The sequence below is a fragment of the Enterobacter sp. CPE_E890 genome (assembly GCF_046521475.1).
In the GTDB taxonomy this organism is placed as follows: domain Bacteria; phylum Pseudomonadota; class Gammaproteobacteria; order Enterobacterales; family Enterobacteriaceae; genus Enterobacter; species Enterobacter adelaidei.
The window spans coordinates 1,971,392-1,991,539 of record NZ_JBKFZW010000001.1 but is presented as its reverse complement, the minus strand read 5'-3'; the positions used below and the strand labels follow the sequence as shown (position 1 = coordinate 1,991,539).

General features: G+C 51.3%; 24 protein-coding genes and 1 pseudogene. 12 read left to right on the top strand and 13 right to left on the bottom strand.

Annotation, left to right across the window (positions count from 1 at the left end; all coding sequences use genetic code 11):
• Positions 1-72: 72 nt before the first annotated feature.
• Both ACLHV9_RS09835 and ACLHV9_RS09830 read left to right on the top strand, forming a co-directional pair.
• On the top strand, positions 73-1,356 hold the full coding sequence (locus tag ACLHV9_RS09835; protein WP_028018994.1) for a YeaH/YhbH family protein: 1,284 nt from the start codon (positions 73-75) through the stop codon (positions 1,354-1,356).
• Positions 1,357-1,455: 99 nt separating this feature from the next.
• Positions 1,456-1,956 carry a YbaK/prolyl-tRNA synthetase associated domain-containing protein gene (locus ACLHV9_RS09830; protein ID WP_108090179.1) on the top strand — a complete coding sequence of 167 codons (501 nt, stop codon included), beginning with the start codon at positions 1,456-1,458 and terminating at the stop codon, positions 1,954-1,956.
• A 21-nt stretch (positions 1,957-1,977) separates the two neighbouring features.
• On the opposite strand, the gene yoaI is transcribed toward ACLHV9_RS09830, so the two are convergent.
• On the bottom strand, positions 1,978-2,082 hold the full coding sequence (gene yoaI, locus ACLHV9_RS09825) for a small membrane protein YoaI (RefSeq protein ID WP_010430055.1): 105 nt from the start codon (positions 2,080-2,082) through the stop codon (positions 1,978-1,980).
• 145 nt (positions 2,083-2,227) lie between these two features.
• On the opposite strand from yoaI, the gene ACLHV9_RS09820 reads away from it, so the two are divergent.
• Positions 2,228-2,674 (top strand): DUF441 domain-containing protein, encoded by a 447-nt coding sequence (locus tag ACLHV9_RS09820; protein WP_008500737.1) that lies wholly within the window; start codon positions 2,228-2,230, stop codon positions 2,672-2,674.
• Here the strand turns inward: ACLHV9_RS09820 and ACLHV9_RS09815 are convergent.
• Positions 2,658-3,449 carry an AraC family transcriptional regulator gene (locus ACLHV9_RS09815; RefSeq protein WP_108090201.1) on the bottom strand — a complete coding sequence of 264 codons (792 nt, stop codon included), beginning with the start codon at positions 3,447-3,449 and terminating at the stop codon, positions 2,658-2,660. The genes ACLHV9_RS09820 and ACLHV9_RS09815 overlap by 17 nt on opposite strands.
• Before the next feature lie 99 nt (positions 3,450-3,548).
• On the opposite strand from ACLHV9_RS09815, the gene ACLHV9_RS09810 reads away from it, so the two are divergent.
• Positions 3,549-4,736: a CynX/NimT family MFS transporter gene (locus ACLHV9_RS09810; RefSeq protein WP_108090180.1), complete on the top strand. Its 1,188-nt coding sequence runs from the start codon at positions 3,549-3,551 to the stop codon at positions 4,734-4,736.
• 30 nt (positions 4,737-4,766) lie between these two features.
• Here ACLHV9_RS09810 and ACLHV9_RS09805 read toward each other — a convergent pair whose 3' ends face one another.
• Complete coding sequence (locus tag ACLHV9_RS09805; RefSeq protein ID WP_108090181.1) at positions 4,767-5,474, bottom strand: CTP synthase; 708 nt, start codon at positions 5,472-5,474, stop codon at positions 4,767-4,769.
• Between the two features lie 101 nt (positions 5,475-5,575).
• Between ACLHV9_RS09805 and ACLHV9_RS09800 the strand changes: the two genes are divergently transcribed.
• Positions 5,576-5,920 carry a DUF488 domain-containing protein gene (locus ACLHV9_RS09800; RefSeq protein WP_028018999.1) on the top strand — a complete coding sequence of 115 codons (345 nt, stop codon included), beginning with the start codon at positions 5,576-5,578 and terminating at the stop codon, positions 5,918-5,920.
• Here the strand turns inward: ACLHV9_RS09800 and ACLHV9_RS09795 are convergent, their stop codons facing one another.
• Positions 5,921-6,226 carry a hypothetical protein gene (locus ACLHV9_RS09795; RefSeq protein ID WP_028019000.1) on the bottom strand — a complete coding sequence of 102 codons (306 nt, stop codon included), beginning with the start codon at positions 6,224-6,226 and terminating at the stop codon, positions 5,921-5,923. It abuts the gene before it with no gap.
• 80 nt (positions 6,227-6,306) lie between these two features.
• Positions 6,307-6,561, bottom strand: coding sequence for a DUF333 domain-containing protein (locus tag ACLHV9_RS09790; protein ID WP_108090202.1), 255 nt, complete (start codon positions 6,559-6,561; stop codon positions 6,307-6,309).
• Between the two features lie 308 nt (positions 6,562-6,869).
• Between ACLHV9_RS09790 and ACLHV9_RS09785 the strand changes: the two genes are divergently transcribed.
• The gene (locus ACLHV9_RS09785) at positions 6,870-7,898 is read left to right on the top strand and encodes a diguanylate cyclase domain-containing protein (protein WP_407221177.1); all 1,029 of its coding nucleotides are present in this window, start codon (positions 6,870-6,872) and stop codon (positions 7,896-7,898) included.
• Positions 7,899-7,943: 45 nt separating this feature from the next.
• Positions 7,944-8,042: a YoaK family small membrane protein gene (locus ACLHV9_RS09780; protein WP_014883431.1), complete on the top strand. Its 99-nt coding sequence runs from the start codon at positions 7,944-7,946 to the stop codon at positions 8,040-8,042.
• Positions 8,043-8,171: 129 nt separating this feature from the next.
• On the opposite strand, the gene ACLHV9_RS09775 is transcribed toward ACLHV9_RS09780, so the two are convergent.
• The 5 genes and pseudogenes from ACLHV9_RS09775 to ACLHV9_RS09755 form a co-directional block, all read right to left on the bottom strand.
• A complete protein-coding gene (locus tag ACLHV9_RS09775; protein ID WP_028019003.1) occupies positions 8,172-8,420 on the bottom strand; it encodes a GlsB/YeaQ/YmgE family stress response membrane protein in 249 nt (82 codons plus the stop codon).
• A gap of 285 nt (positions 8,421-8,705) precedes the next feature.
• The gene (locus ACLHV9_RS09770) at positions 8,706-10,190 is read right to left on the bottom strand and encodes a diguanylate cyclase (RefSeq protein WP_371128447.1); all 1,485 of its coding nucleotides are present in this window, start codon (positions 10,188-10,190) and stop codon (positions 8,706-8,708) included.
• A 113-nt stretch (positions 10,191-10,303) separates the two neighbouring features.
• Positions 10,304-10,639: pseudogene (locus tag ACLHV9_RS09765) on the bottom strand (EAL domain-containing protein); the annotation flags it as partial.
• A gap of 31 nt (positions 10,640-10,670) precedes the next feature.
• Positions 10,671-11,791, bottom strand: a protein-coding gene (locus ACLHV9_RS09760) for an IS3-like element ISSen4 family transposase (RefSeq protein ID WP_087451024.1) whose coding sequence is annotated in 2 segments (ribosomal slippage) — positions 10,671-11,533 and positions 11,533-11,791 — 1,122 coding nt in all. Because the reading frame shifts where the segments join, the coding sequence is not laid out codon by codon here.
• A gap of 49 nt (positions 11,792-11,840) precedes the next feature.
• Positions 11,841-13,049, bottom strand: a complete 1,209-nt coding sequence (locus ACLHV9_RS09755; RefSeq protein WP_407220398.1) for an EAL domain-containing protein — start codon at positions 13,047-13,049, stop codon at positions 11,841-11,843.
• Positions 13,050-13,279: 230 nt separating this feature from the next.
• Between ACLHV9_RS09755 and ACLHV9_RS09750 the strand changes: the two genes are divergently transcribed.
• The gene (locus tag ACLHV9_RS09750; RefSeq protein WP_407220397.1) at positions 13,280-14,779 is read left to right on the top strand and encodes an EAL domain-containing protein; all 1,500 of its coding nucleotides are present in this window, start codon (positions 13,280-13,282) and stop codon (positions 14,777-14,779) included.
• Positions 14,780-15,072: 293 nt separating this feature from the next.
• On the opposite strand, the gene ACLHV9_RS09745 is transcribed toward ACLHV9_RS09750, so the two are convergent.
• From ACLHV9_RS09745 to icd, 3 genes are all read right to left on the bottom strand, one after another.
• Positions 15,073-15,318 carry a DUF2543 family protein gene (locus ACLHV9_RS09745; protein ID WP_028019007.1) on the bottom strand — a complete coding sequence of 82 codons (246 nt, stop codon included), beginning with the start codon at positions 15,316-15,318 and terminating at the stop codon, positions 15,073-15,075.
• Between the two features lie 74 nt (positions 15,319-15,392).
• Positions 15,393-15,740, bottom strand: a complete 348-nt coding sequence (locus tag ACLHV9_RS09740; protein ID WP_108090184.1) for a DUF1304 domain-containing protein — start codon at positions 15,738-15,740, stop codon at positions 15,393-15,395.
• Between the two features lie 77 nt (positions 15,741-15,817).
• Positions 15,818-17,068, bottom strand: coding sequence for an NADP-dependent isocitrate dehydrogenase (gene icd, locus ACLHV9_RS09735; RefSeq protein ID WP_108090185.1), 1,251 nt, complete (start codon positions 17,066-17,068; stop codon positions 15,818-15,820).
• A 117-nt stretch (positions 17,069-17,185) separates the two neighbouring features.
• On the opposite strand from icd, the gene rluE reads away from it, so the two are divergent.
• From rluE to hflD, 4 genes are read left to right on the top strand one after another with little or no spacing between them, the layout of a single operon-like run.
• Positions 17,186-17,839: a 23S rRNA pseudouridine(2457) synthase RluE gene (rluE, locus tag ACLHV9_RS09730; RefSeq protein ID WP_028019010.1), complete on the top strand. Its 654-nt coding sequence runs from the start codon at positions 17,186-17,188 to the stop codon at positions 17,837-17,839.
• Positions 17,840-17,848: 9 nt separating this feature from the next.
• Entirely contained in the window at positions 17,849-18,322 is a 474-nt protein-coding gene (locus ACLHV9_RS09725; RefSeq protein WP_108090186.1) for an NUDIX hydrolase, read from the top strand.
• A 40-nt stretch (positions 18,323-18,362) separates the two neighbouring features.
• The gene (mnmA, locus tag ACLHV9_RS09720; RefSeq protein ID WP_128348826.1) at positions 18,363-19,475 is read left to right on the top strand and encodes a tRNA 2-thiouridine(34) synthase MnmA; all 1,113 of its coding nucleotides are present in this window, start codon (positions 18,363-18,365) and stop codon (positions 19,473-19,475) included.
• A 27-nt stretch (positions 19,476-19,502) separates the two neighbouring features.
• Positions 19,503-20,132 carry a high frequency lysogenization protein HflD gene (gene hflD / locus ACLHV9_RS09715; RefSeq protein ID WP_028019013.1) on the top strand — a complete coding sequence of 210 codons (630 nt, stop codon included), beginning with the start codon at positions 19,503-19,505 and terminating at the stop codon, positions 20,130-20,132.
• The last annotated feature ends 16 nt before the right edge of the window (positions 20,133-20,148 follow it).

The window sequence follows — 20,148 nt, the reverse complement described above, 5'->3', positions numbered from 1 at the left end:
CAAGTGCCCGGTAAGCACTCGCGCTTACCGGGCCTACAAAATGCAAGTTGGCAAATGCAGTACGGGGGGTATATGACCTGGTTTATTGACCGGCGTCTTAACGGCAAAAACAAGAGCACGGTGAACCGCCAGCGCTTCTTGCGCCGTTATAAAGCGCAAATTAAACAGTCTATCTCCGAGGCCATCAACAAACGCTCGGTGACTGACGTCGACAGCGGCGAATCTGTCTCCATCCCTACCGATGACATCAGCGAACCGATGTTTCATCAGGGGCGTGGCGGACTGCGCCATCGCGTACACCCAGGTAATGACCACTTCGTTCAGAACGACAGAATTGAGCGTCCTCAGGGCGGCGGCGGTGGTTCAGGAAGCGGTCAGGGACAGGCCAGCCAGGATGGTGAAGGTCAGGACGAGTTTGTCTTCCAGATTTCGAAAGATGAATATCTCGACCTGCTGTTTGAGGATCTGGCGCTGCCGAATCTGAGAAAGAATCAGCATCGTCAGCTTAACGAGTACAAAACCCATCGCGCGGGCTATACCGCCAATGGCGTACCCGCCAATATCAGCGTCGTGCGTTCATTGCAGAATTCACTGGCGCGACGCACGGCCATGACGGCAGGTAAACGTCGCGAACTACGCGAACTCGAAAGCAACCTGAAAGTCGTGGAAAACACGGAACCGGCACAACTGCTGGAAGAGGAGCGCCTGCGTAAAGAGATTGCTGAGTTGAGGGCGAAGATCGATCGGGTGCCGTTTATCGACACCTTCGACCTGCGCTACAAGAACTACGAAAAACGTCCGGAGCCGTCCAGCCAGGCCGTGATGTTCTGTCTGATGGACGTCTCCGGTTCAATGGACCAGGCCACCAAAGATATGGCGAAGCGTTTTTATATTCTGCTCTACCTGTTCCTGAGCAGAACCTATAAGAACGTGGAGGTGGTCTATATTCGCCACCACACGCAGGCCAAAGAGGTAGATGAGCATGAGTTCTTCTACTCCCAGGAGACCGGGGGAACCATTGTATCAAGCGCACTGAAGCTAATGGATGAAGTGGTAAAAGAGCGTTACGACCCGGCGCAGTGGAACATTTATGCCGCGCAGGCCTCGGATGGCGATAACTGGGCAGATGACTCGCCGCTGTGTCATGAAATTCTGGCGAAGAAAATTCTGCCCGTCGTGCGTTACTACAGCTATATCGAAATTACCCGTCGTGCGCACCAGACCCTGTGGCGGGAGTATGAACATCTGCAATCTATGTTCGATAACTTTGCCATGCAGCATATCCGTGACCAGGATGACATCTATCCGGTGTTCAGGGAGCTGTTCCACAAGCAGTCTGCAACCAGCAATGCTTGACCCTACAGCCAGCGAATTCGCTGGCTGTTTTCTTTCGACCCCGTTCATCCCGTGCTAATGTAGAAAACTGCATACTGAATTATCACCGGGAAAATCGTTATGTCTGATGACGTTATTGGGACAGGGACTCACCAGCAGCTGATCGCTTTACTCACCGAACAGGGCGCGCGGTTTCGCGTCATGAAGCACGAGGCGGTCGGGAAATGTGAGGCGGTGAGTGAAATTCGCGGGACCGATCTCAGGCAAGGAGCTAAAGCTCTGGTCTGCAAAGTAAAGGGAAACGGTGTAAAAAAACACGTTCTGGCGATCCTGGCCGCCGATCTGCAGGCCGACCTGAGCCAGCTTGCCAGCCATTTTGGCGGATTAAAAGCGTCTCTCGCCAGCCCGGCCGAAGTTGATACTCTGACCGCCTGCGTTTTCGGCGCTATCCCGCCTTTCAGCTTCCATCCCGATCTGACGCTGGTTGCCGACCCGCTGCTGTTCGAGCGTTTTGACGAGATCGCGTTCAACGCCGGTCTGCTGGATAAATCTGTGATTATGGATACCCAGGATTATCTGCGTATCGCCCGTCCTGAGCTTGTGACGTTCCATAAGGCCTAATCACACAGGCTGGCATTTCTGTCAGCCTTTTCTTTCCAGAAACAGAACAGAGGCAACGAGAATAACGGCAATTGCGAAAAACGACGAGGAGATAATTAACGTCTCAACAAACATGTGATCGTTCATGATAGCGACCCCTTTTGCGATTTCTGTCTTCGTTTTAATCCGCGGAAATGACAAGGTTATGACAGTGATGAGATCTTTTAAAAACTGTCCTCCGCCGTTTTTCCGCGTAAAGTAAGCAGGATGATTTTTTTGGCAAGGATTCCCTATGTTTGACCCTACTCTGCTCATTCTTCTGGCGCTCGCCGCGCTCGGCTTTATCAGCCATAACACCACCGTCGCCATCTCGATTCTGGTGCTTATCATCGTGCGCGTGACGCCCTTAAACACCTTTTTCCCGTGGATAGAAAAACAAGGCCTCACTATCGGGATAATCATACTTACCATTGGTGTGATGGCTCCCATTGCCAGCGGTACGCTGCCTGCCTCAACGCTGCTGCACTCGTTTGTAAACTGGAAATCGCTGGTGGCGATTGCGGTCGGTATTTTTGTCTCGTGGTTGGGGGGGCGTGGCGTCACGCTGATGAGCAGTCAGCCCTCGCTGGTGGCGGGTCTGCTGGTGGGAACCGTGCTGGGTGTAGCGCTTTTTCGCGGCGTGCCAGTGGGCCCGCTGATTGCAGCGGGGCTGGTCTCACTGTTTATTGGGAAGTCGTAGTCAGGTTAGCCATATAACGTGCCGGTGTCTGGCCAAGCCCCTTCCTGAACATGGTGATAAATGCGGTGGTAGAGTCATAGCCCAGTGTCTGTGCCACCTGCTGTACCGACTTCCCGCTAATCAAATGCTGTAGCGCCACAATTAGCTGCAGCTGATGACGCCAGCGGCGAAAGCTTAAACCGGTTTCTTTCACCACCAGCCGCGCCAGATTGCGTTCGCTCATGGCAAAGTGGCTCGCCCACTGTGCCAGCGTCTGCCAGGCGGCAGGTTGTTCCGCCATCTTCTCACTCATCAGCCGGATTTTGGGATGAGGTGAAACGGGTAACTGCAAATGCTCCTGACGCTGCAGCGGCAGTTCATCAAATAAGACATCCACCAGGCGTGACGTAGCCGCAAGATGAAGCTGCTCACGCGACTTTTCTGCCAGAGATAAAATCAGTTCCCGTACCAGGGGAGAGATTTTCAGGGTGCAGCAGCGATCGGGCAAACTGGCAGCACCGGGTTCAATGAATAAAAAACAGAGCTGTGCTCCCGGCGTAGCCCTGTTACTGTGCGGCATCTGGCCGGGGATCCAGACAGCATACTGAGGCGGTACCATCAGCATGGCATTTTCCACTTCGCAGGTGATAGCGCCACCAAGGGCCAGAATCAGCTGTCCCTTACGGTGATGATGTAATGGAATATATTGTTCCTCCGCCACCACGCGAATGCGGAACGCGACGGCCGCATCGTGCTGGCTATCAGGATCGTAGCCATCCAGTCCCAGACCGATCATCATGTTGTCCGATATTAGCGATAAACTGTCATTTTAGCCTGATTTCAACCACTGAGAAAATCGGTATTGTGTGCCCTCGCTTGAACGTATGAGAACACAATGACAACTGCTATTCGCATCTCTGGAAAACAAAGCGCGCTGTTGATTGCAGGCATCCTGATGATTGCCACCACGCTGCGCGTTACCTTCACCGGGGCAGCCCCGCTGCTCGACGCTATTCGCCTTGATTATGGCTTAAGCACGGCACAAACCGGTCTGCTGACCACCCTGCCTCTGCTGGCTTTTGCGCTTGTCTCCCCGCTCGCCGCAGGTGTCGCCCGGCGTATCGGCATGGAGCGAAGCCTGTTTATTGCCCTGCTGCTGATTTGCGCCGGGATTGCGGTTCGCTCCCTGCCCTCGGCAACGTTGCTTTTCACGGGTACTGCGGTGATTGGCTGCGGTATTGCGCTGGGGAATGTTCTGCTGCCGGGATTAATTAAACGTGATTTTCCAGGTCAGGTAGCCCGTCTCACCGGGGCCTATTCCCTGACGATGGGGGTCTCTGCGGCGTTAGGCTCTGCGCTGATTGTTCCTCTGGCACAAGGTGACGCTGGCTGGCATGGCGCACTGCTGATGCTGATGGTGTTTCCGCTGATCGCGTTGCTGCTCTGGCTGCCACAGTGGCGTCAAAAACACGTCGCGACGGTAACGGGCGCTGGGGCGTTGCATAATCGCGCGATCTGGCGCTCTGCTCTCGCCTGGCAGGTGACGCTGTTTTTGGGGATTAACTCGCTGATTTACTATGTCATCATCGGCTGGCTGCCGGCGATATTACTCAGCCACGGATACAGCGAAGCACAGGCCGGCTCGGTGCATGGTCTGTTACAGCTCGCCACCGCCGTACCCGGTCTTGCTGTGCCGTTGATCCTCCATCGTCTGAAGGATCAGCGGATAATCGCCGGGGTTGTGGCTCTGATGTGTGCAGTCAGCGTGGCAGGATTGTGGTTTGTACCTGAGATGGCTGTCCTGTGGACACTGGTGTTCGGCTTTGGCACCGGCGCAACGATGATCCTCGGCCTGACGTTCATCGGCCTGCGCGCCAGCTCTGCACACCAGGCTGCGGCGTTATCCGGTATGGCGCAGTCAATTGGCTATCTACTCGCTGCCTGCGGTCCACCATTGATGGGAAAAATTCACGATACTGCGGGAGACTGGCGCATCCCGCTTCTGGGCTGCGCGTTGGCTGCGGTGGTCATGGCCATCTGCGGTATGCTCGCCGGGCGTGACCGGGAGATCACGCCCCGTTAAACATTGTGGCAGGCCGTCGGGCCTGCTTTTTTAGCCACGCGCCGCGCGCAGCAGCGCCTGTACCAGTACCACCGGGCGACCTTCCAGTGCCGCACGCTCATGCTGGAATAAGGTGATCACAAAGAAGGGGTGGGTAACCAACTCTGCGGCGCGGATCTCACCCTGATCATCCCAGCCAGTCACGCGCATATCACCGTTTTCGAGCGCCTGTGCAAACGCCGGCGATACGCCATAGTTACAATGATAGCTCTCTTCAATTTCCGGCTTACCATAGGCTTTCGCGATCAGCGTATTGTTACGCAGCTCAATGGCATCGGTTTTTTCCACCAGCGAACAGGCCAACGGCGCAATCACCATGGTGCCTTCGGTATCCGTTTCGGCATGTGCCGCATCGCTCCAGCCCAATACGTTACGGGCATACTCAATCAACGCATGCTGGAACCCACCGCAGGTACCGAGGAACGGAATGCTGTTTTCACGGGCGTAGCGTGCAGCGATAAAGGCAGCTTCCGTGTTTTTATAGGGGCTTGCAGGAACCAGCCAGATGGCATCGTAGCCCACCAGATCTTCAGGACTGGTCAGTTCGGTCGTGGCAAGCCAGTCGTAATCGGCGGTGAGGTCGAGGACTGCGGCGGCGTCGTCAATGGCCAGCGGAATCGCCTGATGTGCAATAACATTAGGATTGTAATCGCCAACCAGCGCAATGCGCAGCGTCGTTTTTACCGGGAGGTGTTCCATGAAAGGTTCCTTATGCCAGGGAATTATCAGATAACATAAGGAACCTCAGACTACCGATCTTCTGCAATTATCACAATACCTTAAATTAGGAGGGTGGAAATATGATTCAATGCAAACGCGTCTATGAGCAGGCAAGCCCGGACGATGGTTATCGGGTTCTGGTTGACAGGCTCTGGCCGCGAGGGGTTAAAAAAACGGACCTCGCGTATGATGAATGGTGTAAAACGCTCACGCCATCAAATGAATTACGCAAGGCCTTTCACGGAGAAGCCATTGATTTCGCAGCCTTCAGTAAGGCCTATCGTGAAGAGCTGGCGCAGCACAAAGAGGAAGGAATGCGCCTGGCGGCGCGGGCAAAAAAGCAGACCGTCACCCTGCTCTACGGCGCAAAAGATAAGACACAAAATCATGCCCTGGTATTAGCCGACTGGCTGCGCCATCTATAATCAGTCGATCATCAGCTCATCAAGGGTTTGCGGTGTTTCATCCGGGGTAAGCGGCATCAGGTGTTCAGGGCGAACAAATGCAAAGCCGTGCTGATTGTCAAAGGCGTAGACATCTCCCGTTACCAGCCATAGCGCGCGATCCGCCGTCGCGGGCAGTTCCGTCATAACACCATTGACCGGGTTAACGAAACGCAAGCCGGGCTGGCAAAGACCAAACAATTCAACGGATTTACCAATATTGCGACGGCCAGAGGCTGTGCGGGCACCGATAATCATCGCCATGCTGCCCGGTTTAAGCTGAAACATACTTCTCTCACGGTAAAGGTGGCCAGAAACTGGCTAAGAATAATCCTAAAGAGAAGTGTATCGCAGTCAATATGTCATTGTCACCTGGTGGGTTGCGGATGATCGCGACGATAAAGCGTCCATTCATCGATCACTTCGCCACCCGGTAACTTGCACTCCGTGCGGACACCCTGTGGGCTTTGAACCGGGATCTGTTCCCCGCCTTTCTCCAGACAATAAACGGAGGCCGGGTTTGCCATACCGACAACGTGAGGCGGTTTCGGGGCATCAGGTGGTGGTGTTTTGGTGGTGCAGGCGGCCAGGAGAAGTGCCAGCGCCAGAAGCAGAAATCTCATCTTATTGATCCTTTTGACATCATCAATAGTGTAAGGGTAACGGGTCACTCGCGCTTTCTCCATGGTTTCTCCATTTTAACTGCACTTTTCAACGCTATAGTGTGGCGTGTTCTCAACATGACCAGAGAACATCATTCCGTAATCAAGATGTCTTTGCCCCGGTCTCAACAACGGGGCTTTTTTTCGCCTGCGCCTCTCCCCCTGCATATATTAAATTTTCTATATTCATGTTTTACTATGCCAGAAGTCTAAAAATTCAGCATAACATGCAGATGCAGACGCCTTCTGCATGGGAGTCATTCTACGTCATGTCGGATATCATCCTTGCCCGTGTTTCAGAAACCCTCGCCACTGAACAATCCCTTGAAAGTCTCGTTCGTCAACTGCTGGAGATGCTGGAGATTGTGACCGATATGGAGTCGACTTACCTGACGAAGGTCGATATCAAAGCACGACTGCAGCATATTCTCTATGCCCGCAACAGCAAGCAGATGGAGATCCCGGAGGGACTAAGTGTTCCATGGGATGAAACACTGTGTAAGCGCGCACTGGATAGCAACACGCTATTCAGCAATGATGTTCCTGAACGTTGGCCTGATTGCGAGGCTGCGAAAGCGCTTGGCATTACCACCTACATGAGTATTCCTGTTCATCTTGCTGATGGTTCACTTTACGGAACGCTCTGCGCCACCAGCACGGCAAAGAAACCGCTCAGCGAGCGCGGCGAACAGGTTCTGAAATTGTTCGCCGGGTTGATTGCCCAGTACATTCAGAAAGAGTCTCTGGTGGCCCAGCTTCGGGAAGCCAATGCCGCGCTCATCGCGCACTCTTATACCGATGCCCTTACCCGCTTACCCAACCGTCGAGCCATTTTTGAGGATCTGAAGACGCTGTTTTCTCTGGCGCGACACCTTAAACGTAATGCCATCATCGCGTTTATTGACCTGAATGATTTCAAACTGATTAACGATCGTTACGGGCACGAAGCTGGCGACCAGTTCCTGGTTGAAGTGGGCAAGCGTTTGACGGAAGAAAAACAGCAGGACGATATCATTGGCCGGTTGGGCGGCGATGAGTTCCTGGTGGCTTCTCTGAGCAAAACGGGCAATGAAGGTGATAGCACGCAGATAAGCCTGCTAAAAACACGCCTCAGCGCCTGCATTGCGGGTGAATACTGGTTGGGCAGTGTCCATATCATTTACCCGGGAGCCAGTATTGGCGTTATCGAAGTTGATCCTGACGTAACCGATCCGGACAGTGCGTTACACGCCGCTGATATAGCGATGTATCAGGATAAGAAAGGAAAAAGCAAAACACGCTTTCTCACTATGGATTAACCCCGTACACTCTACGGCGTTATAGAAACCGAAACAGGTGATGATATGAGAATAGGGATCCTCTTCCCGGTCGTTATTTTTATAACGGCTGTGGTTTTTCTGGCGTGGTTTTTTGTCGGTGGTTACGCGGCTCCAGGGGCATAAATGAGAAAAACAACCCTCATTATGTTGATCGTTGCCATTGCGGCTTTTGCCGGTACACAGCTCAGCTGGTGGTAAACCCGCTACGTAAAAAAGGCTGCCCTCTGGCAGCCTTTTTCAACGCGTTCAGATTTAGCTTTTGATTTTTCTGTAGACAAACAGAACAACCAGCGCACCAATCACTGCAACGACAAAACTGCCGAAGTTAAAGCCATCGACCTTGCCAAAACCGAACAGCGTACTGATCCAGCCGCCGACGACCGCGCCGACAATCCCCAGTATTACGGTAACAATAAACCCACCGCCATCTTTGCCCGGCATGATCCACTTCGCCAGAATACCCGCAATAAGCCCAAAGATAATCCAGGATAAAATTCCCATAACTTTCCTCTCTGTATGGTTTTTGTCATTAAATCAACGACACAAAAAGAATAGCACAGGATCAGAGAAAGAAAATTTGTGATAAGCATCACAGTGAGAGAGCGTCTGTGTATTCACCAACAAAAAAGAGCGTTTCACATAAATTGTGGGGTTGCATCTTTTGTTGAGAAAGATTATCTTTCTCAACACTGAGTAGTTGAGTAAAAGACTCAAGTATTCAGTACGACATTGCTCACATTGCTTCCAGTATTTCTTGCCCACTCTTGAGTGGGCTTTTTTTTCTGCTCATACCCCAACAAAAGCGTACTGGTTACGGCCGGCGCGTTTTGCCTGATAAAGCGCCTGGTCTGCAGCAATGATAATACTCTGCTGGCTACCGGCTATTTCTACAGCACGTGCAGTGGAGACCCCTACGCTTACCGTTACCCGCCCAAAAGGGCTAAACGCATGTTCAATTTGTAAAGAGAAGACATTGCGAATAATCGTCTGAGCAATACGCCGCGCCTCCTGGATATCTGCATCAGGTAAGATCAGCGCAAACTCCTCCCCGCCATACCGCGCCACAATCTGGTTATCACGGGTAAGACTTTTCCTGAGAGTGTCTCCCAGTAGAGCCAGGCACCGATCCCCTTCAGGATGGCCATAGTTATCATTGTATTTTTTGAAGTAATCCACATCCACGATCAGCACCGAAATCGGCGCACCGCGCGCTATGCAACCCGCAATTTCCGAGAGTATTTTTTCATCAAAACTGCGGCGGTTGAAAAGCCCCGTCAGCGCATCTTCAGAGGCAATAATCTTCAGCTCTTTGTTATCTCTGGTTTTTCGTGATAAATCCGAATACAGGAAATACGACGCCACAATGAGTATTACGGTAAAAACGAAAATAAGAACGGCAAGCTGAATAGCCTGCTTGCGCCAGGGAGAGAGTGCTTCATCGGTGCTGACGGCCACCGTGGTGACCAGTCCGTAACGTGTGTTTTTCTCATAGGCATAAATGCGTTCGATTTTATCAAACCGGGAAATAGAACTGGCGATCCCGGTATTTTGTACCTTGAGATATTTTCTGAAGAGAGGCGAATCAGAGACAATCGCGCCAATATAGTTATTTTTAAAGGGATAACGTACCAGCAAGACGCCTGACTGTGTCGTTAAGCCAATGACGCCAGAATGACCAATATTAATCTGCCCGTAGAGCGCCAGAAAGTTTTCGATGCCCAGTGTCACAACGACGACACCATTAAACGCTCCGGTATGGGTTTCAAGGCGTCGGCTAATGGTGATAACCCATTTACCATTAGTTCTGCTTACCACAGGCTCACCAATAAAAATCTGCTGACTCTTATTATTCTTGTGGTAGATAAAAAAAGCCCTGTCCGCTCCTTTCCGGGGGCCAGAAAAAGTTTCGTGCAGTGCGGTAAAGAGTTCGCCCCGGACATCGTAAACAACCACATTATTAATCTGGGTAAGGAGATTATCCTGGTTGCTTATCATCCGCTGGATATTGGTCGCCTGTTGTGGGGTCATGCCATAAATTTCGATTATGTCGGAAACAGTCGTAATCAGCATTTCGCTTTGGCGCATGATCCCCTCAGTATACACATCCAGGGTATGACTCAGGTTGGCAACGCTGGTATTAATTTGCTGGATTGACTGCTGTCTGGATGTGCTAATTTGGACAGCAAGCGAAAGCGAGATGATCAATGAGACAATGATGACGGTAATGGTTGTTGTGTAGAAAGTATTTTTTACATGCACGAGCTTTTCCACCTTATCACGCCTGACATCCCTGGCTGACAACTCTTGTCACTGTAACAAAGCTCAGGATAAGAGGAAAATGAATTGCACTTAAGCATACAACAGAAGCTGGCCTTAATTGCATTTTACAAACTCATAGTCTCCCTGGGCTTAGATAAAATGACTTTAATAAAGTCAATATAGGAGACGGGCTTACCAAAATAGTATCCCTGCAAAAGGGTAATCTCATTACGGTTGAGATACTCCAGTTGCTCCCTCGTTTCTACGCCTTCAGCCACAATGCGCAATGACAGTTTTTTAGCCAGATCAATGACGCAGTCCAGCAGAATCGTTGAATCCTTCTCCTCAGAGACCCGGTTTACAAAGCTCTTATCAATTTTAATATAATCAATGGCCAGCGCATTAAGGCACGAAAGCCCTGAATAGCCCGTCCCAAAATCATCCAGTGCGATGACAAAGCCAGTGACCTGCCCCCACGATTAGATACAACACTCAGTTAGTAACGTCGGAATCTTCATTCTCAGAATGACCCTTTCTCCAGCCCGCTGCAAATTCAGACGGTGTCTGATAATTCAGCGTGGAGTGCGGGCGGCATTCGTTATAATCCTGCCGCCAGTCATTAATAATTTTCCTGGCATGAACGATATCGCTGAACCAGTGCTCATTCAAACATTCATCGCGAAATCGTCCGTTAAAGCTCTCAATAAATCCGTTCTGCGTTGGCTTGCCCGGCTGGATTAAGCGCAACTCAACACCATGCTCAAAGGCCCATTGATCCAGTGCACGGCAAGTGAACTCCGGCCCCTGGTCAGTTCTTATCGTCGCCGGATAGCCTCGAAACAGTGCAATGCTGTCCAGAATACGCGTGACCTGAACGCCTGAAATCCCAAAGGCAACAGTGACCGTCAGGCATTCCTTTGTGAAATCATCGACGCAGGTAAGACACTTGATCCTGCGACCGGTGGAAAGTGCGTCCATGACGAAATCCATCGACCAGGTCAGATTGGGCGCCGCCGGACGGAGCAGCGGCAGACGTTCTGTTGCCAGCCCTTTACGACGTCTTCTGCGTTTTACGCCCAGGCCACTGAGGTGATAAAGCCGGTACACGCGCTTATGATTAACATGAAGCCCTTCACGGCGCAGCAACTGCCAAATACGACGGTAGCCAAAACGCCTGCGCTCCAGTGCCAGCTCAGTGATGCGCCCTGATAAATGCGCATCAGCAGCCGGACGGTGAGCCTCATAGCGGCAGGTCGACAGGGATAAACCTGTAAGCCTGCAGGCACGACGTTGCGACAGACCGGTCGCATCACACATCAACATCACGGCTTCCCGCTTCTGGTCTGTCGTCAGTACTTTCGCCCAAGAGCCACCTGAAGCGCCTCTTTATCCAGCATGGCTTCGGCAAGCAGCTTCTTGAGTCTGGCGTTCTCTTCCTCAAGCGACTTCAGGCGCTTAACTTCAGGCACCTCCATACCGCCATACTTCTTACGCCAGGTGTAAAACGTGGCATCGGAAATGGCATGCTTGCGGCAGAGTTCACGGGCGGGTACCCCAGCTTCGGCTTCGCGGAGAATACTGATGATCTGTTCGTCGGAAAAACGCTTCTTCATGGGGATGTCCTCATGTGGCTTATGAAGACATTACTAACATCGGGGTGTACTAATCAACGGGGAGCAGGTCACCAGCGTTATGTAGCGTGTTGAGATTTTCCACAAGATGAGGATTATCGATCAACGGTTCACGCTCCGTCACCTCGAGGACCAGTTTAACTTCTTTCCCCTGAAACCCCTTTCCGAAGACACGACAGTCACCAATGAAAGAAGGTGCATTGATATGTCTGGCGCTGATGTTAACCCCGATGTGAAACCCGTCTGGTAGCTTAGGCAGAAGCGGCTTTAGCTGGTTGACCACCTTCGCCATTAACCCTTTGGTCAGAGGAATAATCAAACCGCTCCGTTCCGCAATCGGAATGAAAACATCCGGCGGGATAAAACCCGATTTTGGATGCTTCCATCTTGCTAACACCTCAACACCGTACAGCCCACCGGTATCGCCATTGACGATCGGCTGATAATAAGGAACGATCTCTCCGTGCAAAATAGCTTTCCGCAGATCGTCTTCAAATGAGGAGCTTTTCCCCTTGTAACGGCGGATCAAAAATCCAACCGTAACGGACAATGCGAGAATGAGCAGTATCAGGCTCCATCCTTGTTGCAGTAATCGCGTCAGACTGAAAAAAGCGGGTGGCTGCCAGACCACGCTAAACGGAAAATGCGCCGATGCCGTTAACGCCCCTGCCCATGAGGCGGCTTTCCAGTCCCTCACATCACCGGTGCGCGCAAGCATTCTTTCACCTACAACCAACGCCATGTCAGCGCTATTTGTTGCGCTTGCAATCACATCCCGCAAATGTGCGTCACTTACGCTGACAATCACGCGCCCATCCGCGATCGGCATCTGGAAAATGAGAACCGGAATACCATTCACCAGTCGATTACCCGGTAACAGCATCAATGTTTCGTTGGGTAACGTTTGAGGACGAACAATTAATACGCCATTTCCCGGCAGTGAGGTACAAATGATTTGGCCTTGCTGCTGGATCATCACGGCACGCAGATGCGGTTTCAGTGCGGCTTCTGTCCCCAGCTCCAGCTGTCCGTCACGGGTACATCCTTGTGCAGCAACATGCTTAGCGGTATTGGCGGCACTGACAGCTTCAGCAAGAATATTATCTATTTTTTGAGTGCTTGCGGCGGCGGTATGGGTGTAACCGAGTGTAGCCATATGCCATAACTGCCAGTTAATAATTAACATGCCACTCAGAAAGAGAAATAAAGCGCAGAGGATGGGCATCATAAGGTTGCGCATGATTTTTCCTTACCAGAAAAACAAGTAGGGTTCCTGAAAAAGGCGCTATGTTTAACTCAGCGTTGCATATAGCATTAAAAATAGCTTAGTCAAAAGCTATCTTAAAAAACTGATGCTTTTGCATGAGTTATCGTTCTGAATGTGATCAACGGGCGTGACTATCAGGCTTGTTCCTGGTCCTGTCTGTGTTAGGATTTGTAAAATGAGGGAGCAGACAGGATAACGGGAAAATGAAAAAGATCATTGCTGTTGCTATCATTTCAACGCTTCTGGTCGTCCTGTCTCTTTATGCGGTCAATGCGGTTATCGTTAGCCAGCAGAAGAGCAAACAGCTTGAGATTTCCCATACGCTTTTACAATATTCAGAAGACCTGTCCCAAAACGTGGCGCTGGCTCTCAAAAGCATCACTACACAGGGATGTGATAAAACCAGTCTTGATAGTTACAGGCAAATAAAACTCGACAGTCTCTATTTTGGTGACGTCGGATTCATAGAGAAAGGAAAAATAGTCTGTACTGCTTTTTGGGGTAAACTCGCTACACCTGTTGCACTTCCTGCAGAACTGCATAAAACCCCAAGGGGCTTTCTCCTGGCCCAGTTTGACAAAAAAGAGTTCTTTACAGGTAACGCGGCAATTTATCATAACATTATTATCTTCACCTCCCGCTACGCTTACGATAAATTCTCTCTGGTTACAGAGAGTTACTCTCTGAGTGCAACCACCAAAGACTTTGGCAGAACATTTTTTTCGACCACCCCTGCGTTTAAGCAACAGGACTTGCTGCATTCGGCATTGTTTACCATCATCCTCACGCAGTGCAGCGCTTTCTGGGATTTATGCGTCATTGTGAAACATCACAACGCAGGGCTTGCTTCGCTATCTCCCGTTGTGTTTACGTTTCTTGTGGTCATTTTGTATTTTATCTGGGTAGCGATAACGTTCTTTTTCTTCCGCATTTATGAAGACCGTTTTTCTCTCGAACGAACGCTGGTCAAGGCTGTCATCACCAATACCATCAGTGTTAAATATCAGCCAATCATTCGAATTCAGGATAAAAAAATAGTGGGCATTGAGGTTCTGTCGAGATGGCACGATCAAAAACACGGTGATGTCTCCCCGGAGCTTTTTATTCCATTAATCAAGAAGATTGGCCTGTATAGAAAATATTACATTAATATTATCGAAAAATCCCTTTTAGAAATTGCACCACTTGCAACAAAACATCAACTGGTCGTCTCACTCAACGTTGGCCGAACGGAAATCGAAGACGGGCAATTCATTGCTATCTTACGTCGCGCGTGTTTAATTCATCGCATTCCACTCTCCTTGATAAAAATCGAACTCTCTGAAAAGGCCGTTTCCACTGTAGATATTCTTGAAGAATTCTGTCGGGAATTAAAATCTCTTGGCATAAAGGTATCAATAGATGATTTTGGTGTGCAAAATTCAAATCTGGCCAGACTGTCACTTCTGGAATATGATGAAATCAAAATCGACAAATCGCTGGTCGATGGCATCAGTGAACATTATAAGCAGAACATCTTTGTTATTTTTAGTGATGCCCTTGCCCGACTGAATAAATCCCTTGTTTTTGAAGGGGTAGAGAATGAAATACAATATCGTTTTATTGCCGACAGATATCCCGATGCCCTGGTTCAGGGATGGTATTTCTCAAAATCACTGACCCGCAGTGAGCTGGCGCAGAAACTTGTCGGAGTCGCGCGGTAGCCACTGATGTCTGGCGTGCCCATGTTTTTTCGGATCAGGCATTTTCATTCCTAGCCCAAAAACATATAGTTGTAACAATCAGACGGTAGATTACCCTGAAGCACACTCTTATTTTGGTTAAAAACGTGAAATTATCCTTACTATTACCAGTGGTACTTTTCTGTCTGACCGTTATTTTCGCGTTGTTTATCGACGCACCCGCTTCACATATTCTGCGTAAAAAATGCATGTGGTCTGATAGCGTGATGCTGAGCTGCATAGCAAAGCATCAGCATAATGGCTTTTGAGGAAGACTATTCATTCCCCCACTGATTGAGGAAATTCGCAATATCATCAATGCGAGAAGCACGGATCCCGGCCTCAGTGGCCATCTCCTGCTGGGCTTCCTCGCTGATCTCCTCGTTATTTGATAAACGGGTGAGCAGCAGCTGGAAATAATGTGCCAGCGCATCGAGCTCTGATTCAGCGACCTGCTCTGCGGCTTCCGTCGCGTACTCATCGGCAATATCATAATATTTCAGTGGGATATCGTTATTCATAACTATCTCGTTGCTAACCTGTAAGGGTAAAGCCATCAGTATATCGGACGCCTTACCTCAACCAAAGCATTGCTTCAGATGAGTAACGCAAGCAGCGCAGCGAAAGCGGGCACGGCCTGTACATACAAAATTTTTCGGCTGGCGGTGACTGCGCCAAAGAGCCCGGCGATCAGCACGCAGCTCAGGAAGAAGATGGCCACATGAACGCCCTTTTCACCGAGCCAGAGGCTCCAGAGCAGACCAGCCGCCAGAAAACCGTTATACAGCCCCTGATTTGCGGCCAGCACGCGGGTGTCGCGCGCAAAATCGGGACGCAGATTAAAAGCCTTGTGCCCTGTTTCGGTGTTCCACAGAAACATTTCCAGCACAAGAATGTAGAGATGGATGAATGCAACGACAGCGATAAGGACAGTGGCTAACATCGTGTTGTCTCCTGCAGGCAGAGGTAAAAAAAACGGGAACCCTCAGGCCCCCGCTCTTGTTTAACCCAGAATCTGGATTACATGTTCGCGATAATCGCGTCACCAAACTCTGAACATTTCAGCAGCTTAGCGCCTTCCATCAGACGTTCGAAATCATAGGTCACGGTCTTGGCAGCGATAGCGCCTTCCATACCTTTAACGATCAGGTCTGCGGCTTCGAACCACTCCATATGACGCAGCATCATTTCTGCGGACAGGATGATAGAGCCTGGGTTCACTTTGTCCTGGCCTGCATATTTTGGTGCAGTACCGTGGGTCGCTTCGAACAGGGCGCACTCGTCACCGATGTTCGCCCCTGGGGCAATACCGATACCGCCAACCTGTGCCGCCAGGGCATCAGAAATGTAGTCACCGTTCAGGTTCATACAGGCGATCACGTCGTATTCAGCAGGACGCAGCAGGATTTGCTGCAGGAACGCATCGGCGATCACATCTTTAATGATGATCTCTTTGCCAGTGTTCGGGTTCTTGATTTTCTGCCACGGGCCGCCGCCGATCAGCTCACCACCGAACTCTTCTTTCGCCAACTGGTAACCCCAGTCTTTGAACGCGCCTTCGGTGAACTTCATGATGTTGCCTTTGTGAACCAGGGTCACAGAGTCACGGTCGTTGGTGATGGCGTACTCGATGGCCGCACGTACCAGACGCTTGGTGCCTTCTTCGGAGCACGGCTTGATACCGATACCGCAATGTTCAGGGAAGCGAATTTTCTTCACGCCCATCTCATCGCGCAGGAATTTAATCACTTTTTCTGCGTCTGCAGAGTCAGCTTTCCATTCGATACCTGCGTAGATGTCTTCTGCGTTTTCGCGGAAGATAACCATGTCGGTCAGTTCAGGGTGCTTAACCGGGCTTGGGGTGCCCTGGTAGTAACGAACCGGACGCAGACACACGTACAGGTCCAGCTCCTGACGCAGTGCAACGTTCAGAGAACGGATACCGCCACCGACAGGTGTAGTCAGTGGGCCTTTAATAGCAACGCGGTAGTCGCGGATCAGGTCCAGCGTCTCCGCTGGCAGCCAGACGTCCTGGCCATAAACTTGAGTAGATTTTTCACCGGTGTAAATTTCCATCCAGGAAATTTTACGCTCGCCTTTGTAGGCTTTCTCAACAGCGGCATCAACCACTTTCAGCATTGCCGGGGTAACGTCTACACCGATACCGTCACCTTCGATGAACGGGATAATCGGATTGTGAGGAACGTTAATCTTGCCGTTTTGCAGGGTGATCTTTTTACCTTCCGCCGGAACAACTACTTTGCTTTCCATTAACCTCTCCTTCGAGCGCTTCTGGTTGTTACTGATCTTATGTTAATAAATTGTAATGAGCCCTTCGATAGTACCTGATTGTCCGACGCCATGAAAGGTCTTCGTTATTAGGCTATAATGCGGCAATTGATAGAGCCTGAAAATACCATGAAGAAAACTTCTTTTACAAAACACCGGGTTGAGCGATTCAGCTCGCGACAAGCCGCCAGAAGACCGCAAGAAAGCCAGCCGAAGCGGGTTATTTTGTTCAATAAACCCTACGATGTTTTGCCGCAATTCACTGATGAAGCCGGGCGCAGCACGCTTAAGGATTACATTCCAGTCCAGGGCGTCTATGCTGCCGGGCGTCTGGACCGTGACAGCGAAGGCCTACTGGTCTTAACTAACGACGGAGCCCTACAGGCGAAGCTTACGCAGCCGGGGAAGCGCACGGGTAAAATTTACTTCGTACAGGTAGAAGGTGAACCGGATGAAGAGACGCTGGCAACATTACGCAGCGGCGTCACGCTGAATGACGGTCCTACTCTGCCGGCAGGTATTGAACGCGTGAATGAACCGGAGTGGCTGTGGCCGCGTAACCCGCCCATTCGCGAACGCAAATCCATTCCGACAAGCTGGCTCAAAATTACCCTTTATGAAGGCCGAAACCGTCAGGTTCGGCGCATGACCGCACACGTTGGCTTCCCTACCCTGCGCCTGATTCGCTACGCCATGGGCAACTACACGCTGGAGAGCCTGGCTAACGGTGAATGGCGGGACGCTACCTCCTAAGGAGTCACTATGTTCAAACCTCATGTCACTGTCGCCTGTGTCGTTCACGCGCAAGGTAAATTCCTGGTCGTCGAGGAGACGATTGGCGGCAAAGCCTTATGGAACCAGCCCGCAGGGCACCTCGAAGAAAACGAAACGCTGCTGCAGGCCGCAAAACGTGAGCTGTGGGAAGAGACGGGGGTCCATGCCGAACCTCAGCACTTCATCCGCCTGCACCAGTGGATAGCACCTGACCACACGCCGTTCCTGCGCTTTTTATTCGCCGTTGAGCTTAACGAAATGTGCGCCACAGAGCCGCAGGATGATGATATCGACCGCTGCCTGTGGGTCACTGCTGACGAGATCCTGAACGCGCCAAACCTGCGCTCGCCGCTGGTTGCGGAAAGCATTCGCTGCTGGCAGTCTTCTGGCCGCTTACCGCTGGATGTTATCGGAGAATTTAACTGGCCGTTTACAGAGGGTGTCAATGGTGGGGGGGCGTGATAGAATACGCCGCCTTGAAGTTCAATGTCGTGAGTATTCCATGTCAGATAACAGCCAGAAAAAAGTAATCGTCGGCATGTCCGGCGGTGTCGATTCCTCCGTTTCCGCCTACCTGTTACAACAACAGGGCTATAAGGTGGAGGGCCTGTTCATGAAGAACTGGGAGGAAGATGATGGCGAGGAATACTGCACTGCCGCAGCGGATCTCGCCGATGCGCAGGCCGTATGCGACAAGCTCGGCATTGAACTGCACACCGTTAACTTTGCCGCAGAATACTGGGACAACGTTTTTGAACTGTTCCTGGAAGAGTACAAAGCAGGCCGTACGCCAAACCCGGATATTCTGTGCAACAAAGAGATCAAATTTAAAGCCTTCCTGGAATTCGCGGCGGAAGATCTGGGCGCAGACTTCATTGCGACCGGTCACTACGTGCGTCGTGCCGATGTGAATGGCAAAAGCCAGCTGCTGCGCGGCCTGGACGGTAACAAAGATCAAAGTTACTTCCTCTATACGCTGAGCCACGAGCAAATCGCTCAGAGCCTGTTCCCTGTCGGCGAGCTGGAAAAGCCGCAGGTGCGTAAAATCGCCGAAGAGCTGGACCTGATCACCGCGAAGAAAAAAGACTCTACCGGTATCTGCTTCATCGGCGAGCGCAAATTCCGCGATTTCCTGGGGCGTTACCTGCCTGCGCAGCCAGGTAAAATTGTTACCGTCGACGGGGAAGAGATTGGCCAGCATCAGGGGCTGATGTACCACACCTTAGGCCAACGTAAAGGCCTGGGTATCGGCGGGACGAAAGAAGGTAGCGAAGATCCGTGGTACGTGGTCGACAAAGATGTCGAAAACAATATTCTGGTTGTCGCTCAGGGTCACGACCACCCGCGTCTGATGTCCGTTGGCCTGATCGCGCAACAGCTGCACTGGGTCGATCGCGAACCGCTGAAAGGCACGCTGCGCTGCACGGTGAAAACGCGCTACCGTCAGACCGATATTCCTTGCACTGTTACCGCGCTCGATGACGATCGCATTGACGTGCGTTTCGACGAGCCTGTTGCTGCTGTCACTCCGGGTCAGTCTGCTGTTTTCTATAGCGGCGAAATCTGCCTGGGTGGCGGGATCATTGAACAGCGCCTGCCGCTGACCGCTGTTTAACACGATTGCACACATAAAGGAGACCGTGTGGCGAAGAACTACTATGACATCACCCTGGCACTGGCGGGAATTTGCCAGTCTGCCCGTCTGGTGCAACAGCTGGCGCATCAGGGTCATTGCGACGCTGATGCGCTGCACGTTTCACTCAACAGCGTTATCGACCTCAACCCCGGCTCAACCCTGGGTGTCTTCGGTGGGAGTGAAACTAATCTTCGTCTCGGTCTTGAAACCCTGCTTGGCGTGCTGAACGCCAGTAGCCGTCAGGGATTAAACGCAGAGTTGACCCGCTACACGTTAAGCCTGATGGTGCTTGAGCGTAAACTGAGCGCAGCGAAAGGTGCACTCAATACGCTTGGTGACCGCATTGCCGGGTTGCAACGTCAGCTCGACCATTTTGATCTGCAGTCCGAAACGCTGCTGAGTGCCATGGCTGCCATTTATGTTGACGTCATTAGCCCACTTGGCCCGCGTATTCAGGTCACCGGTTCCCCTGCTGTTCTGCAAAGCCCTCAGGTCCAGGCAAAAGTGCGTGCCTCCCTGCTGGCCGGGATCCGCGCCGCTGTGCTGTGGCATCAGGTTGGCGGCGGCCGCCTGCAGTTAATGTTTTCTCGTAATCGCCTGACTACTCAGGCAAAACAAATTCTTGCTCATTGTTAACCTCCCGGAGTTGCGA

Excerpts from the sequence above, each read along its gene's own strand:
- ACLHV9_RS09775 (WP_028019003.1), bottom strand. The coding sequence starts at position 8,420 with ATGGGAATTTTATCCTGGATTATCTTTGGGCTTATTGCGGGTATTCTG.
- ACLHV9_RS09785 (WP_407221177.1), top strand. The coding sequence starts at position 6,870 with ATGTCGGATATCATCCTTGCCCGTGTTTCAGAAACCCTCGCCACTGAA.
- ACLHV9_RS09810 (WP_108090180.1), top strand. The coding sequence starts at position 3,549 with ATGACAACTGCTATTCGCATCTCTGGAAAACAAAGCGCGCTGTTGATT.
- icd (WP_108090185.1), bottom strand. The coding sequence starts at position 17,068 with ATGGAAAGCAAAGTAGTTGTTCCGGCGGAAGGTAAAAAGATCACCCTG.
- ACLHV9_RS09800 (WP_028018999.1), top strand. The coding sequence starts at position 5,576 with ATGATTCAATGCAAACGCGTCTATGAGCAGGCAAGCCCGGACGATGGT.
- ACLHV9_RS09755 (WP_407220398.1), bottom strand. The coding sequence starts at position 13,049 with ATGCGCAACCTTATGATGCCCATCCTCTGCGCTTTATTTCTCTTTCTG.
- ACLHV9_RS09820 (WP_008500737.1), top strand. The coding sequence starts at position 2,228 with ATGTTTGACCCTACTCTGCTCATTCTTCTGGCGCTCGCCGCGCTCGGC.
- ACLHV9_RS09780 (WP_014883431.1), top strand. The coding sequence starts at position 7,944 with ATGAGAATAGGGATCCTCTTCCCGGTCGTTATTTTTATAACGGCTGTG.
- ACLHV9_RS09750 (WP_407220397.1), top strand. The coding sequence starts at position 13,280 with ATGAAAAAGATCATTGCTGTTGCTATCATTTCAACGCTTCTGGTCGTC.
- ACLHV9_RS09815 (WP_108090201.1), bottom strand. The coding sequence starts at position 3,449 with ATGATCGGTCTGGGACTGGATGGCTACGATCCTGATAGCCAGCACGAT.
- ACLHV9_RS09805 (WP_108090181.1), bottom strand. The coding sequence starts at position 5,474 with ATGGAACACCTCCCGGTAAAAACGACGCTGCGCATTGCGCTGGTTGGC.
- ACLHV9_RS09745 (WP_028019007.1), bottom strand. The coding sequence starts at position 15,318 with ATGAATAACGATATCCCACTGAAATATTATGATATTGCCGATGAGTAC.
- rluE (WP_028019010.1), top strand. The coding sequence starts at position 17,186 with ATGCGGCAATTGATAGAGCCTGAAAATACCATGAAGAAAACTTCTTTT.
- ACLHV9_RS09835 (WP_028018994.1), top strand. The coding sequence starts at position 73 with ATGACCTGGTTTATTGACCGGCGTCTTAACGGCAAAAACAAGAGCACG.
- ACLHV9_RS09790 (WP_108090202.1), bottom strand. The coding sequence starts at position 6,561 with ATGAGATTTCTGCTTCTGGCGCTGGCACTTCTCCTGGCCGCCTGCACC.
- ACLHV9_RS09725 (WP_108090186.1), top strand. The coding sequence starts at position 17,849 with ATGTTCAAACCTCATGTCACTGTCGCCTGTGTCGTTCACGCGCAAGGT.
- ACLHV9_RS09830 (WP_108090179.1), top strand. The coding sequence starts at position 1,456 with ATGTCTGATGACGTTATTGGGACAGGGACTCACCAGCAGCTGATCGCT.
- yoaI (WP_010430055.1), bottom strand. The coding sequence starts at position 2,082 with ATGAACGATCACATGTTTGTTGAGACGTTAATTATCTCCTCGTCGTTT.
- ACLHV9_RS09740 (WP_108090184.1), bottom strand. The coding sequence starts at position 15,740 with ATGTTAGCCACTGTCCTTATCGCTGTCGTTGCATTCATCCATCTCTAC.
- mnmA (WP_128348826.1), top strand. The coding sequence starts at position 18,363 with ATGTCAGATAACAGCCAGAAAAAAGTAATCGTCGGCATGTCCGGCGGT.
- ACLHV9_RS09795 (WP_028019000.1), bottom strand. The coding sequence starts at position 6,226 with ATGTTTCAGCTTAAACCGGGCAGCATGGCGATGATTATCGGTGCCCGC.